Source organism: Acholeplasma sp. ORD1043, from assembly GCF_057808485.1.
Window position 1 is genome coordinate 58377 of the sequence record NZ_JAQLOJ010000002.1, and the last position, 15528, is coordinate 73904.

Sequence of the window (15528 nt, forward strand, 5' to 3'; positions counted from 1 at the left end):
CTTTTTAAGCGAACATCTTATCAAATTTATTATAACATACTGTTATATTTTTATATGTTAAAGAGCGATACGACTTCATCAATGTCTTTTTTAATCATTTCTAAGCTGTCTAGCCAGAATTGTTTTTGGGTAATATCAATCCCCATTGATTTAGCAACCACTTCTGCATCTTCTTTAGTCGTTAATGCTAGTAAATCGTCATAACGTTTTAAGAAGTTTTCTTTATCTTTTAAGTATTGAGCATATAACCCTTTACCAAATAATAAACCAAATGCATATGGGAAGTTATAGTAGTTTAAACCAGCTGAATAGTAATGACCTTTAACTAACCACATGTATGGGTGTAGATTATTGTGATCTAGTCCATCTTGATATGCTTCTTTTTGAGCCTCTAACATCCAAGTATTCATTTCATGTTTTGAAATTGGACGATTTGCTGATTCAAATACTTTTGATTCAAAAATGAATCTTGAAAGAATATCAATAATGACTTGAGTATCGCCTTGTAAGCCTACTTCTAGGATAGAAAGTCTTTCTTTTGGATCTGTAAATTGGGTTAATAAATATTGGGTCATGATTGTTTCACAGAAGATTGAAGCAGTTTCAGCAAGTGGCATTGGATATGACCAATGAAGTGGTTGGTTAGCTTTAATCACATCACCATGATAACCATGTCCTAATTCATGTGCCATGGTTGAAACTGAATCAAGTGAGCCTGTGAAGTTTAGCATAATTCTTGATTGACCAATTTGAGGTTGGTTAGAACAGAATGCACCACCACGTTTACCTTTTTTAGGGAAAACGTCAATCCAGTTTTTATCAAATGCTGTCTTAGCAAAACCTGCTAGTTTAGATGAGTAACTACCAAATGCATTAACAACTAAATTTTGAGCTTCTTCATAAGAATAAGTTTTGTTTAATTGACCTACGGGTGCAAACATATCATACCAAGGTAGGCCACCTTCATGGCCTAAGTATTTAGCTTTAGCCTTCATGTATCTTGCAAAGTGAGGACGGAAGTCTTTCATTGCTTCAATCATTGCATTTAACGTTTGTTCACTCATTCTTGATTGATCTAATGTTTTTTCTAAGGCTGATTTATATCCACGAAGTTCCATCATGGTGTTTACTTCACGTTTGATATTAGTTAAACCCATAGCAACAAAATCATCTACTGATTCAAATGCAGCAAGTTCTTTTTCGTATGCTTCTTTTCTAATCTTTTGATCAAAATCATAAGCAAGACCACGAAGATCAGAGAATGTATATTCTTTACCTTGAACTTCAGCTTTTAAATTAGCAGTAGCAATTTGTTGTAGTCTAGACCAAGACATACTAGAAAGTTCAGCAAGTTTAGCATATAAAACTTCTTCTTTTTCAGTTAATAAATGTTTAGCATCTTTTTGGTCATTCTTTAAATTAGATAAATAAAGTTTGATTTTATCTGAATCTTTAGCTAGTTCATCTAAATCAACAGTTGCTAAGTATCTAGTGTAAGTAACACTTGGAGCTGTTAACTTTCTGTAGATTGCGGATAGTTTTGATAAGTAACCTAAGGCTTCATTATTCGTTACATCAGTTGCTGTTGATAAACTAGCAAATGATGCTAACGTACGATATAAAACTGTTAATTCTTCATCAAACTTAATTGCACCTTCAATATATGCTTTAGGTGATGTTGGTGTTGCTTGTAAAAACTTAGCGTAGTCTTCAACAAGCGAGTTGAACTTATCCATATCAGCTTTATATTTATCGTCAAAACCTAAATATAGGTCGTCTAAATTCCATTTAATTTCATTCATATTCATTTTCTCCTAGTGCTTAATAGCTTGTAGTACTTTTTTTATAATTTCGTTATCAACTGTTGAATCAAACTTTCTAGCAAAGAACTTATCTGAGTTTATTATTTGCTCATAATCAGCAATCGTTAAAGTCTTTGGACTTGGTTTTTGTTCTGACCAGTCAACATAAGTTAAGTAGTCTTTACGTTTATCTCGTAATGGTGAATTCATAAAGACTGTGTGCATCATCGTTTCATCTACACATAAGCCATGCTTATATTCTTTTAATAGTTCTTCTATGTTGTAGTAATTAAATAAATACTCAACAAATTCAGAACTTAAACTCATCCAAACTGAACCAAAGTAATTCTTTCTATGCGTTTCTTTATTACGCCAGCCAAATAATATTTGATACGCTTTTTTAGTGGCTTTAGCAAATAGATTTCTTTTCATCATAAATTTTGGATATTTAAGTTTAATGTTAATCTCTTGTTTCTTAATCCATGCTTCATCATCATGGATTAACATGTAAGTAAAATCTTTATTGGTTACTAATTCATCATATAAATCTTTAGTTGGTTTAATTGGTAAATCTTGTCCACTAATTAATGTATAGTGAGCATAGCGGCCTTTTTTAGATGCTGCTTCTAATAAATTGATATGGGCTCTGTTCATCGAAACAGCTCCCCATTCAACAGAAACTCTGTTTTCAATCACATAGACATTTCTTGTAGATGATAATTTTGAAAGATCTTGAACTTTAGCATCGACATGAATAAAGATATCAAATTTATCTTTTTCAAATGTTTCAATGAGTTGATTCACTTGATTATTTATCTTGTGGATAATTAATAGTATGGCTATTTTCATTAGCTACCTGCCTTCAATTCAAAGAGTAAGTCTCTAATTTCCATTGCTTTTTCAAAGTCTAAGTCTTTAGCTGCTTGTTTCATTAAGACTTCTAGACGTTTAATTTCTTTTTCAATTTCTTTCTTAGATAGTTTATCAACTTTACCATCTTTGATAACTTCACCTTTAATTGAAATGTTATCTCTAATTTCTTTAGTAATTGTTACTGGTTCAACACCATGTTTTTCATTGTATGCTTTTTGGATTGCACGACGTCGATTGGTTTCATCAATCGCTAATTTCATGGCTTCACTCATTTGATCTGCATACATGATGACACGACCATTAACATTACGGGCGGCACGGCCAATTGTTTGGATTAAGGCACGTTCACTACGTAAGAAACCTTGTTTATCTGCATCTAGGATTGCTACTAAGCCTACTTCCGGAAGGTCGAGACCTTCACGAAGTAAGTTAATACCAACTAATACATCGTATTTACCTAAACGAAGATCACGAAGAATTGCTGTTCTTTCTAGTGCTTTAATTTCACTATGTAAATACGCAACCTTTAAACCTAATTCTTTAAAGTGATTGGTTAAGTCCTCACTCATACGAATCGTTAGCGTTGTTACTAAAGTTCTTTGATTATTTTCTATACGTTTTTTAATTTCAAAGTATAAATCATCAATTTGACCTGCTGTTGGTCTAATTTCAATTTCAGGGTCAAGTAGATAGGTTGGTCTAATGATTTGTTCAATGACTGGAAGTTGTTTATCAAGTTCATAAGGTCCAGGGGTTGCAGATAAATAAATTACTTTATCTTTTCTTGCTTCCCATTCATCAAATTTTAATGGTCTGTTATCTAGGGCAGATGGTAGACGGAAACCATAGTTAACTAAGTTTTCTTTTCTAGATCTATCACCAAAGTACATCCCCCTAATTTGAGGAACAGTCACGTGAGATTCATCAATTACAAGTAAGAAATCATCGCCAAAGAAATCCATTAAGGTTGCAGGTGTTTCACCAGCTTCTCTTAATGCTAAATGTCTTGAATAGTTTTCAATCCCTGAAGTAAATCCGATTTCTTCCAGCATTTCAATATCGTATTTAGTACGCATTTCAATACGTTGGGCTTCTAATAGTCTATTTTCAGATTGGAAGAAATGAACTTGTTCTGCAAGTTCATTTTTAATTCTTCTAATACTTTCTGCCATTTTTTCTTTACTTGCCATAAAGAGTGTTGCAGGGAAAATAGTAGCAAACATAGTTTTCTCTTTTGAAACTCCGGTTAGGACATCAAATAAAATGATTTCTTCAATTTCATCACCAAAGAAGACAATTCTAATACCTAAATCTCTTTGGTTAGAAGGAATAATTTCAATATTGTCACCACGCACTCTAAAAGTACCGCGGTGAAAATCTAAATCATTTCTTGCATATTGAAGTTCAACAAGTTTATTTAAAAGTCTGTTTCTACCGTATTCTTCTCCAACTCTTAAGAAAATTGTTGCGTTCTTATAATCATCAGGATCCCCAATACCATAGATACACGAAACAGATGCAACAACTATAACATCTTCTCTTGAAAGTAGTGATGCAACTGCGCTATGTCTTAGTTCATCAATTTCATCATTAATTGATGAATCTTTTTCAATGTAGGTATCGCTTGATACAACATAAGCTTCTGGTTGGTAGTAATCATAATAAGATATAAAGTATTCTACTCTATTTTCAGGAAATAATGATTTCAACTCACCATATAATTGACCAGCTAAGGTTTTATTGTGAGCAAGTACTAAAGTCTTTTTACCAAGTTTTTGAATGATATTAGCAATCGTGAAGGTTTTACCTGTACCAGTAGCACCAAGTAAAATTTGTTCTTTTTTATTATTTGAAAAGTTTGTTATTAACTTTTTAATAGCCTCTGGTTGATCACCTGATGGTTGGAATTGGGATACAAGTTTGAACATAGCCTCACCTTGCTTTCTAAAGGTTATAAATAAATATATTTATTTAATCAATTTTAACATCAAATTAAAAAAATAACAAGAAAGTCAGTATATGACCTTCTTGTGATTTAAGGTATTTAGATTCGTTGAATCTTAACCATTTACAATCAGAAAATCGAACATTAAATATGAAAAGATGAATGACAAATTGCAAAAATAAAATTAACATCATCTCTCCTATCCAAATTTGAATCATAATACCTTATTCATTTATTTATTCTTTATATATTTTATTATTTCAGATTCCACTTCAATACCAAAGTCTTTAACAAATAATGCATAGTATTTGTTGATTTTTGATCGATTGTTTTCTGCATTCAATATACAATAACATCTAAAAAGAAACTCTTCAAATTTATCTTTATCATTAATTGCATGGTATGCAAGTGCTGAATAATAGTAAAAGTCTTCAAGTAAATAACTTAATTTCAGATTATGACAAAATTCAATTGCTTTTGCACAATAATCAATGACTTTATTGTATACCTTCTGTGAACCATAAAACAAGGCAATGTAATATAGACATAGTAATAATAACCTGTCATTATGACCACTAATGATTGTTTTTTGTTGATTAATGTATTTCTCTAATATATTTATTACTTTAATTTTGTCTTCAAAAGCTTTTAGAGGTAATAGTGAGGATAATAAAATGATTTCAGTTGAAGACAAGATATTCTTATTAAAAATCGAATCATAATTAACCAAATGCTTAATCTCTAAAATATATTGGTTTGGAGTGATTATATTTTGATAAAAATGCATTAAATACAGTGAATACTTATAAATTAGCGTGTTATTTGTATCAATAAGATGTTCCACATCAATTTGATTAAATATCAATTTTGCAGACTCAAAATCTTTATTAACTATATAATTGTTTAATTTATTCAATAATTGGGTTTCTTGAAATTTATCACTTTCAAATTCTAAAATGAGATGTTCTGGTTTAAATCCTAGTTTATTAGATAATTTATTGAATATTTTTTGTGGAATTTGATATTCACCAGACAAATAGCGTCTAAACTGTCTTAATGAAACGATATCATCTGTAAATTCTTCTTGTGTCATATTCCGTTGAAAACGCAGTTTATCAAAAAATAAAGCTATTTCTTTTGAATACAAGTCAATATTCATATCTCCTCCAATTTGTTAGGACAGTTTTGCCCTATTATTTAGTTTAATACAATTTTATACTTTGAATTATAAGGGGGTGATTATATGAAAAAAATGATGTTATTTGTTTTAATGTTAACAGTAATGGTGAGTTGTCATATGGATTACATGTGCTCTAATAGTTTCAACAACCATCCGGAAATTTTGATTGTTAATGAGATTGAAATTAAACGCTCAACTGGGTTTACAAATGAAGATAAACATCCTGAGATCATTGAGATATCAAATCATGGTCTAAAAATAAATACAAATGAAATAGATAAAATTTAAAGGGTTATACATCAGAAGTTCGTCTTATTAGTCAGTGCGTGGTATGATAGGTTCAATCAAAATAATATAACTATGAAAAAAATTTCTATATTATTACTATTTATTATATCAATCTTTTTACTTCAAGGTGAAGTTTCATTCGCTGCAACACCTTCAATAAATACAATATATACAAGTTATACATCCCAAACACCTGTAAACACGACCTTTGGAAATGCAACAAGAGTCGATTATGGTGTTGCATCAAATAAAGATTTATTAAGTTTTGAGTCTTGGTGGGGCCTTCAAAAGGATTATTCATCCTATGGTGACATCTACTATGTGGTATATAAATACTCCAAGCCTCTAAATGCAAGAATCAAAAAACTTAAAAATGAAACTATTTTCATTTCAGCTGGAGGTACTTTCTCCCATACCAGAACGATTACAGCAGGAACCTCATATACCTATGAAACTATGGTAGAATATGAATTAGGAATGTCCTATTCATACAGTACAGAACTTACAGTTGGTGGACTAAACTATATGGGGGCAAATATTGGTGGTAAGGTAAGTACAAATACCTCTGTAGAAGCTAAAATCGGTGGTTCAATCAAGAATAATTACACACACACTTACACTCAAACAACCTCGGAAACTTACAGTGTTTTAGTTAATACATCAAGTTATTATGTATACGAATTGCGTGCAAACTTTGATGTTTATGTAATACAAGTTTACCAAGCTCAATATAGTACCAATGTTGTTCAAGGTAACTGGGCGATTGGTGAAAAGTGGTACGAAAACACTCGAATTGGATATAAACTAATTGAACAAAATGTTAAATACACATATATCTATGATTCACTATCTGAAGGTATATTTAAGTACTCATTAAATTCTAATGGTAGATTTTACTATAATGATTTAAAAAACAATAATATCGCATATCTATAAAGGAGACTTTATGATTGAACTAATAAATATATCAAAAAAATACGGTGACCAAAACACCGTATACGCACTGACTAATATAACTTTATCATTTCCGGATAAAGGTTTAGTTTCAATTATTGGTAAATCAGGTAGTGGCAAGTCCACACTGTTAAACATTTTATCTGGGATTATTTTCCCAACAGATGGAAATTATTTAATTGATGGAAAAGATACAAAGACCTTTAATTCGGACACTTGGAATCAAGTAAGAAACAATTATTTTGGTTATGTTTTTCAAGATCATAACTTAATTGATTACTTAACAGTTTACGAAAATTTAAAACTTATTGAAACGCTTTCTGCTAACGATGAACCACTTGATCAAGAAATAAATCGCATCTTAACAAAACTAGATATAAAGGATTTATTGAATAAAAAAGTATCCAACCTTTCTGGTGGTGAACAACAAAGGGTTGCTATTGCACGTGCATTACTTAAGAAATCCAAAATTATTTTAGCTGATGAACCAACGGGTTCACTTGATTTAGAAAATAGTATCAATATATTTGAAATTCTAAAAGAAATCTCAAAAGATGTATTAGTTATTCTTATTACACATGATATTGAATTTGCTGAAAAGTATTCAGATTTTACTGTCAAACTTGATTATGGAAAATTGAAAACATCAACACTTCCTATAAAAGATTTATCAAATCATAAAACATCCTTTACAGTGACATCTTCAAAAATTAAATTAAAACAATTAGTTCAAACATCATTAAAGATCAACAAGACATTTAAATTCAAATCATTTTTTATGATGTTCTTTATGCTAATGACTTTAAGTTCATTAATGTTTACACTTGCCTTTAATCTATTTGAAGAAAGTCCTTTCTTGTATCATGCAAACAAAGGTACTTCCAATCAGCAAATCTATATTTCTAATAATGAAATGAATTTAGTTATCCCTGATACTTATGACGATCTTGACTTTAGTGCATTTACAAATTTAAGCTTTAATAAGGTTTATGTTGAACAACTCGATACCACATTAATGTCTCTATTTAATGTAAATTCACTTCAGAAAATATTTAGGACTATTGAAGTTAGAAATGATTTACTTGATGATGAAATCATCATTACAGATTATCAAGCTACAATGCTAAGAGAAAATAACATTACTTTAATTGATTCATATGAAAATTTGATTGATACATTCATCATTTTAGGTGATTACTCATTTAAAATTAAGGATGTTATGCTAACTAATTTTAATGAAGATTTTAGTACCCAATTTCAAGATAGACTATTAACGACTTATGATGTCTTAAAAATGAATCAAAATACTTTTGTTAAATTGGTTGACCATTTAAACAATGATATTGAAACGACAACAGATTTAGGTTTAGTTAATTTTGTAAATAGAGTTTCTTTAGTGGACATTGATGAAAGCTCATTTATTGGTTCACTAGATTTATTACCAAACGAGGTTATTTTAACCGTTCCGATGCTTATATTAATAACGAATGATACTTTTGAAGTACCTGCTGATATGGAGCCTTACTTAGACACAAGTTTTGATTTAACTTATGTTAAAAACGGAAATGAAGTAACAGAAAATTTTACAATTAAAGCTATTATATTTAAAGATAATCATGCAATTTTCTTTGAAAGTAACTTTTTTGAAACAGAAATTAAACCTGATACACTGGATTTGGACTTACTTCAATACACCTATACATTTAGTGAATATGATTTAAATAGTTTTATCGAATTCCATCAATATATTAAAAGTATTGGTTTAGAATTTACATCTTATATAGCATTTGATGCAATGCGTGCAACAGTATTTGTCACAGGACTAAATACGTTCTTAATAATATTTACCAATGTTTCATTCATCTTACTCATAGCTATGCTCTTCTTCTTTATTAAGAGTTCAGTCAATGATCATTTATATAATATTGGTATTTTAAAGTCGTTAGGATTCTTGAATAAGCATATCATGTTGATATTCAGTTTTATGAATTTAATGATTATTGGCATAACATATATGTTATCAACAATCATATTCCTCATTAATGTCAATTTAATTAATACTTACTATAAAGAGGAGTTAGAAATGAATATTAATTTAATTAATCTAGATTTTACTTTATTCTTGTATACAGGATTAACGGTTTTATTAATTGGTGGACTTATTTCATTCATTTCACTCGAACGTATTAAAAAAATCGAAATTTTGAAGTTACTTAAAAACTAAATTTAGATTTCTGATATTGAAAAAGGCATAATTCTATCGATTTATGCCTTTTTTATTTAATTACTTTACTTTCTGTAATCTGCTTTAGCCCAAGCTTGTGTTGGTTTAAAGAAACCATAGTTTTGATTCCAAGTTTGAACACCAGGAACGATTGATGTTAATGTAATTGATTTAGTTACACCACCAATTGTTACAGTAATTGTATATTCTACTTCTGTTGTTTCTTCTGGAAATACAACAACTCTACCTGTATTAGATACAAGTGGTGAATTTGAACTAAATTCAATTGTTGCATCAGAATATTCTTGTAGTACTTCTAATTCGATTGCTACATGTTGCATGAAGCGTTCCCAATACCAAGTACCGTTCCAAACTGTATTGTTTAGCGTGTAAGGGTCTCCCTTACCAGTAATTGTATTATGTTGGATCACTCTGTTTAATTCTAGATCATTATAATCTAATAACCATGCAACGAGTTTTGCTGTTCTTTGTACTGTATCAACGATATCAGCATTTTTGTTAATGTTCATTTCAATACCAGTTGATACTTTGTTACCAGCTCTAGCACCAATAACACCACGAGCTTGTTGTGAAGTATCAAAGTAATGAGGAGCCATGACATATTGTCCACCTTGGATATCCCAAACCGGTCCTTGCATTGTGAAGTAAGACTTATCAAGGATTTGGTTTGAATTACCACGAGGTGCTTGAATTGTTGATTTAGTACCATTGAATGTGAAGTATCCATCAACCGATATATCAATCACTGGGTTGTAGTTACCATTAGCTTGGATGCCTGTTGGTTGCCATGTGAAGGTATATGATGAACCATCACCAGCATGCCATCCTACATATGCATCCGGAAGTGAACCAAGTACACCGTAATCCCCTACTGTGTAGTGGATACCTACTTGGTTTGCTGGGTTAGCAAAGAATGCACCGTGTGTCATTAAGCCACCGTTTAGGTTAGCTGTATCATGAACTAAGATAAATTCAGTTGAAGGTTTTAATGTGTTACTAAACTTCGTTGGGTCAGCTGGGAATGAAGTTCTATCAATAACTAATTCATCAAATAAGAATGCATTGACTGATTCATATCTTGGATCTGACCATTCTTGAGATGCAGTGTAATAAGTAATGACATTTAAGCCACTAACAACATTATTGTTAGCTGATGCTAATAATGAAAGTAGAGCATCTACTCGTTCTGCTGGGTTTAATGCTTCTTGGATATGGACTGTGTAAGTGAATACTAATTCCTCACCTTCAAAGATATCAATATGCGTTGTACCAGCTTGTAGTGCTTTAAAGTTATTTTCTTCTGTTAATTCTAACATTTCAGCATTTTCAACTTCAAATGTGAATGTTCTTAATTCTGCATTTTGTCCAAATGGTACAACAGTCATTGTAAACTCATCATTGACTTTAATGAAACCATTGAAGCCTTCAGAGAATTCTAGTGTAAAGCTATCTTTTGGATAAACAATGACATTCATTTTGACTGAAACAGTGCCATTGTGGTTAGTTACAGTGATTTCAGCTTGACCAGCATTAACTGCTGTTACTAAGCCATTTTCATCTACTGTTAATACTCTATCATTAGATGTTGAGAAGATTAATTGTTTGTTAAATGCATTTTCTGGTGTAATCACGACATCAAGTAGTAATTCATCACCTTTAAACATTTGTGATACTGCATTTGAAATAGCTAGTGCAGTAATAGGATCTTTCTCTGCCCACTTAGCATAAAGTGTTTTAGATTCAGTAATTTCTGTAATTGGAGAACCAGTAAACTCTGGGTTATCATACCAACCTAAGAACTCATAGTTTTCTAAATATACATTTGTTGGAAGCACTAAAGTTTCTTCAGTTGATAAGAATTCAGTTTGTTGACGGTCAGCAATTAAGTATGACCAGAATCCATTCTTAAGTTCTTGAATACTATAATCAGATGATTGCCAGTTAGCATTTTCTACAAACTTACGACCAGCCATGAAACCACGCACTTCATAACTCCATGCATATTTGTAGTTAGGATTCACAGCTTCAAATGCTTGAGCTGTTGCACGTGAAATAATATTAGCAGCTGCTGGTTTATTTGTTGATGAACCAACTACTGATAAATATTTAGCAACCCACAACCATTTATCTCTAAATCTTGCATCATAGAAGAATGTATGCATATTTGTTGATGATGTACCAAAGGTATCTGTTGGAATGGTTGTTAATGTGTATGATGTGCCACCAAATAGGTTATAGTCAGCAAGCCAATCTAAAACCATTGCCTCACGATTAGCATAGAACATGTTACCACCGTTTAATACAAGGTTATAAGTGAATGTTGCAGTAAATTCTTCATATACAATTTCAATCACTAATGAACCATCTGCTTTAATCACACCTTCATACTCTTCTTTTTCTGTATAGAATCCTAATTTAGGTTGAGGTGTAATTTTTACAGTTGAACCAACAACACCAGTTAATACTTGTTCAACGATGTCATAAGTATTTGTATCTTTATTAAATGTGTATGTAATAACTACATATTCAGCTGTTACATCTAAAATACGGATGATATGACTTGAAGCTGTTAATGTAATATTAATTCTTGATTCATCTAATAGATTATGGTTTTCATCTAAAATCGAATTATCTTGGAATCCTGCGATGTTACCATCCTCTCTAAAGATGTATCCGGTTGGGTTAATGAAGCTATTTTCTAACACATCGACATCCCAAACCGCTTTAGTTGTATTTTCATTCTTTCTTAAGTGAATTGAGTTGTGAGTATTAGTAAACTCATTACCAACGATATTAAAGTCGATATTTAATGAGTTATAAGTTGATGTTGCAATAACTGCAGATTGTGGATAACTATCTGTTGGGTTATTTGTAACGTTACCGATGTTTTCAAATACGTTGTTTAAGATGTTAATTGTTTGTAGGTTACCACTTGATGCTGAATATGCTCTAAATAAAATTGCATTTTGTCCACCTTTAACATCGTTTCTAAATAAGTTTTCTTCGATGTTTAAAGTCCCGTTATTGTAACCACCATCAATACGAACTGCTGATAGTTGGTAATTTAAGAATTGATTAAATCTAATGTTGATTTCTCTGCCTGCTGCTGTTCTATCAATTGAGATAATATCTGATTGAATACCATCAAAGATGTTATTTTCAATTGTGATATCACCAAAGACGTTGGTATCAGCAAGACGGTATAATTGGATAATCGCATTTACATTAACTCTTGAGTTTGGAAGATATCCAGAACCCACAGTTGTAGTGTTATATACATGGTTATTACTGAATTCAAATCCAAAGAGTGTACCAGTTGAGATCACTTGGAATCCACCAGTCATATTGAAACCAGTAATTGAAATATCTGTTTGGTTAGGAGCAATTGTGATCTTACCAGTTAAGATTGTATTTGGTCCACCAACTAATGAAATTGATTTATTAATTATAAAGTTTTCACTAAATGTACCATAGTTAACTTCAATTAAATCACCTGCAACAGCAGCATTAATTGCTTCTTGGATTGTTGCATAGTTTTGACCGTTTAAGAATGCAGCAGTCTTAGGTACGACTTCAACTAATAGTTCTACAGTTACATCTTCATATGTTGCAGAAATTGTTACACTACCTGCAGCAATAAATGTTACTTTACCATTTTGGTCGATTGTAGCAATTTCTTCATCACTTGATGCCCAAACAACATTACTAAATTCAAAGTAAGGTGGGGTTGCAAGTAATTCATATTCTACAACATCAGTTACTTCAACAACATCTTTACCACCAATTTCAAAACTTTCTAAGACTGGTAGAGCAATTGAAACAACTCTAAATGTTGATGCAGTATTATTGATAATTCTTGCTTCATCTACTTCTTCACCTAATCTATCTAAGAATAGGTTATTTTCGAATGTAGCAAGTTTCACTTGGTCAAATAATACATAACCTAATGAATCTTCAAATGTATTTCCAGATACTGTTGCAGACCATTTAGTCGCCGCACCTCTTAAGTGAACGCTATTAAATGTATGATCAAAATGATTATCTCTAATATAGATATTTGTATCATTTGCATTAAATGTTGAGAATGTGATGACACCAGAACCTGGTTGATCACCGTCTCTACCTTTAGATAATGTACCAATGTTTTTAAAGTAGTTTTCTTCAATGTAGATATTTTGTACATTGCCAGCTGTTGGAGCAAACGCTCTAAATGTAATTGCTGAACCTGCACTTAATTCATCATTCATGAAGATGTTTTCTTTAATGTTATATGTACCATTGTTGTATCCACCATCAAAACGAATAGCAGAAACACCAAAGTTTAAGAATTGGTTATTTAAAATATTAATTTCTGTATTAACCATTGTACGGTCAAGTGAAATAATATCCGCTTCGATATTTTCAAAGATATTTGATTCAATATTAATATCACCAAATAGATCAGAATCTGCTAAGCGGTAGAATTGAATAAACGCATTCACATTGATACGGTTTACTGGTGCATATGCATTTGGTGTTAGTGTTAAATCATAAACATGGTTATGAGTAAAATTGAATCCTTTTAATGTACCCGTTGATTTAAACTGAGCATTTTGAGTAAATTCAAAACCATTAATGGTAATATTTTGTAGATTAGTTGCAATATTGATAAGGTTTGTTAAAACAACTTTCTTATCTGCTTCTGGTTGGAAAGTAAGGTTTGACTTATTAATCGTAAATGATTCATTATGTGTGCCTTCTTTGATGATGATTGTATCACCAGAGACAGCTGCATTAATGGCAGCTTGGATTGAGCCATAGTTTGTTCCATTTAATGATGCAACAACACTTTGAATGGTTACTTCTTTAGTTGTAGTCTTACCATCAACTGAAACAGTTACTAAAACTGTACCTGTACGTTTTAATGTTAATAAACCATCATTAACACTTGCGAATGCATTAATGTTAACACTCCAAGTAACTTCATCATATTCTGCATCTAGTGGTAAGATTTGAACAGTTAATTCTAAATCATCACCAACTAAACCTGTTGAAGGTCCTAAGATTTCAACTGAATCCACTGATACTCTTGGTACAGTAATAATGATTTCATGAGTATTTGATTTACCATCAGCTGTTGCAGTAATTATTACAGTACCTTCTTTTAATAATGTAACAACACCATTTACTACTGTAGCAAGTGTTTCATCACTAGATTCCCAAGTAACTGCCTTATCTGTAGCATTAGCTGGTAAGACTGTTGCAGATAATGTAATCTCTTCACCAACTAAACCTTCAGTTAATCCTGAAATTTCTACAGATTCAACTGGAATGATCAGTGGAGATACAACGATTGTATGTGTATCTGATTTACCATCAGCTGTTGCAGTTATTGTCACACTACCCTCTTTTAATAATGTAACAACACCGTTTTGTACGGTTGCAATCGTTTCATCACTTGAAGTCCAAGTAACTGTTTTATTTGTAGCATTGGCTGGTAAAACAGTTGCAGAAAGTTCAACAGTTTCTCCAACCACACCTGCTTCATCCCCTGTAATTTCAACAGATTCTACATTAACAACAGCGGTTGCTACTGTAATGCTATGGGTAGCACTCTTTCCATCTGCTGTAGCAGTGATTGTTACACTACCTTCTTTAAGTAATGTGACAACACCATTTAAAACAGTTGCTACTGTTGCATCAGATGTTGACCAAGTAACCGTTTTATTCGTAGCGTTTGCTGGTAAAACTGTTGCGGTTAAAGTAACAGTTCCTCCAACAACACCAGCACTTCCACCAGCAATAGTTACTGATGAAACTGGAATAATTTGTGGCTCTTGTTCAACAACGATAATTTTAATTGTGTCTTTAATTTCTGTCCCCTTAACGGTTGCAGTTACATCAACAGTGCCAACTGTTAATGCAGTAACTGTGTTACCGGAAATAGAAACAATTCCTTCTTGTGAAAAGCTAAACTCTAACTCGAAGCCTTCTGTGAGTTCATATGCTAATTCATATGTTTCACCAACTTCAAGTGTAACCTCTTCTTCGTCAAATGAAAACGCTGCATTTATGATATCTGTACATGCAGCAAGAACAAGTGATAAAGAAAGCATAGTCAAAACTAAAAATTTTCTTTTCATTCTTTCCTCCTATGTTTTTTTGTACAAAAGTTTTCTTTTGTATGCCCTCTGCCTTCATTATAGTCCACTTTTCAATTTATGAAAGCGCTTTATACTTTGAATCTCAAATATTGTAAATA

The 15528-nt window shown here is 31.4% G+C and carries 8 protein-coding genes; 3 read left to right on the plus strand and 5 right to left on the minus strand.

Annotated elements, in window-relative coordinates; genetic code table 11:
• Positions 1–50 precede the first annotated feature (50 nt).
• The 4 genes from PG914_RS01390 to PG914_RS01405 form a co-directional block, all read right to left on the minus strand.
• Positions 51–1802 (minus strand): M3 family oligoendopeptidase, encoded by a 1752-nt coding sequence (locus tag PG914_RS01390; RefSeq protein WP_488821901.1) that lies wholly within the window; start codon positions 1800–1802, stop codon positions 51–53.
• A 12-nt stretch (positions 1803–1814) separates the two neighbouring features.
• Positions 1815–2651: a beta-1,6-N-acetylglucosaminyltransferase gene (locus PG914_RS01395; protein WP_488821902.1), complete on the minus strand. Its 837-nt coding sequence runs from the start codon at positions 2649–2651 to the stop codon at positions 1815–1817.
• On the minus strand, positions 2651–4603 hold the full coding sequence (gene uvrB, locus PG914_RS01400) for an excinuclease ABC subunit UvrB (protein WP_488821903.1): 1953 nt from the start codon (positions 4601–4603) through the stop codon (positions 2651–2653). Before uvrB ends, PG914_RS01395 begins: the two co-directional genes overlap by 1 nt.
• Before the next feature lie 249 nt (positions 4604–4852).
• Positions 4853–5713: a hypothetical protein gene (locus PG914_RS01405; protein WP_488821904.1), complete on the minus strand. Its 861-nt coding sequence runs from the start codon at positions 5711–5713 to the stop codon at positions 4853–4855.
• A 150-nt stretch (positions 5714–5863) separates the two neighbouring features.
• Here PG914_RS01405 and PG914_RS01410 point away from each other — a divergent pair, with 150 nt between their 5' ends.
• From PG914_RS01410 to PG914_RS01420, 3 genes are all read left to right on the plus strand, one after another.
• Entirely contained in the window at positions 5864–6088 is a 225-nt protein-coding gene (locus tag PG914_RS01410; protein WP_488821905.1) for a hypothetical protein, read from the plus strand.
• A 72-nt stretch (positions 6089–6160) separates the two neighbouring features.
• Positions 6161–7024, plus strand: a complete 864-nt coding sequence (locus PG914_RS01415) for a hypothetical protein (protein ID WP_488821906.1) — start codon at positions 6161–6163, stop codon at positions 7022–7024.
• 10 nt (positions 7025–7034) lie between these two features.
• Complete coding sequence (locus PG914_RS01420) at positions 7035–9266, plus strand: ABC transporter ATP-binding protein/permease (RefSeq protein ID WP_488821907.1); 2232 nt, start codon at positions 7035–7037, stop codon at positions 9264–9266.
• A 65-nt stretch (positions 9267–9331) separates the two neighbouring features.
• On the opposite strand, the gene PG914_RS01425 is transcribed toward PG914_RS01420, so the two are convergent.
• A complete protein-coding gene (locus tag PG914_RS01425) occupies positions 9332–15409 on the minus strand; it encodes an Ig-like domain-containing protein (RefSeq protein ID WP_488821908.1) in 6078 nt (2025 codons plus the stop codon).
• Between the last annotated feature and the right edge of the window lie 119 nt (positions 15410–15528).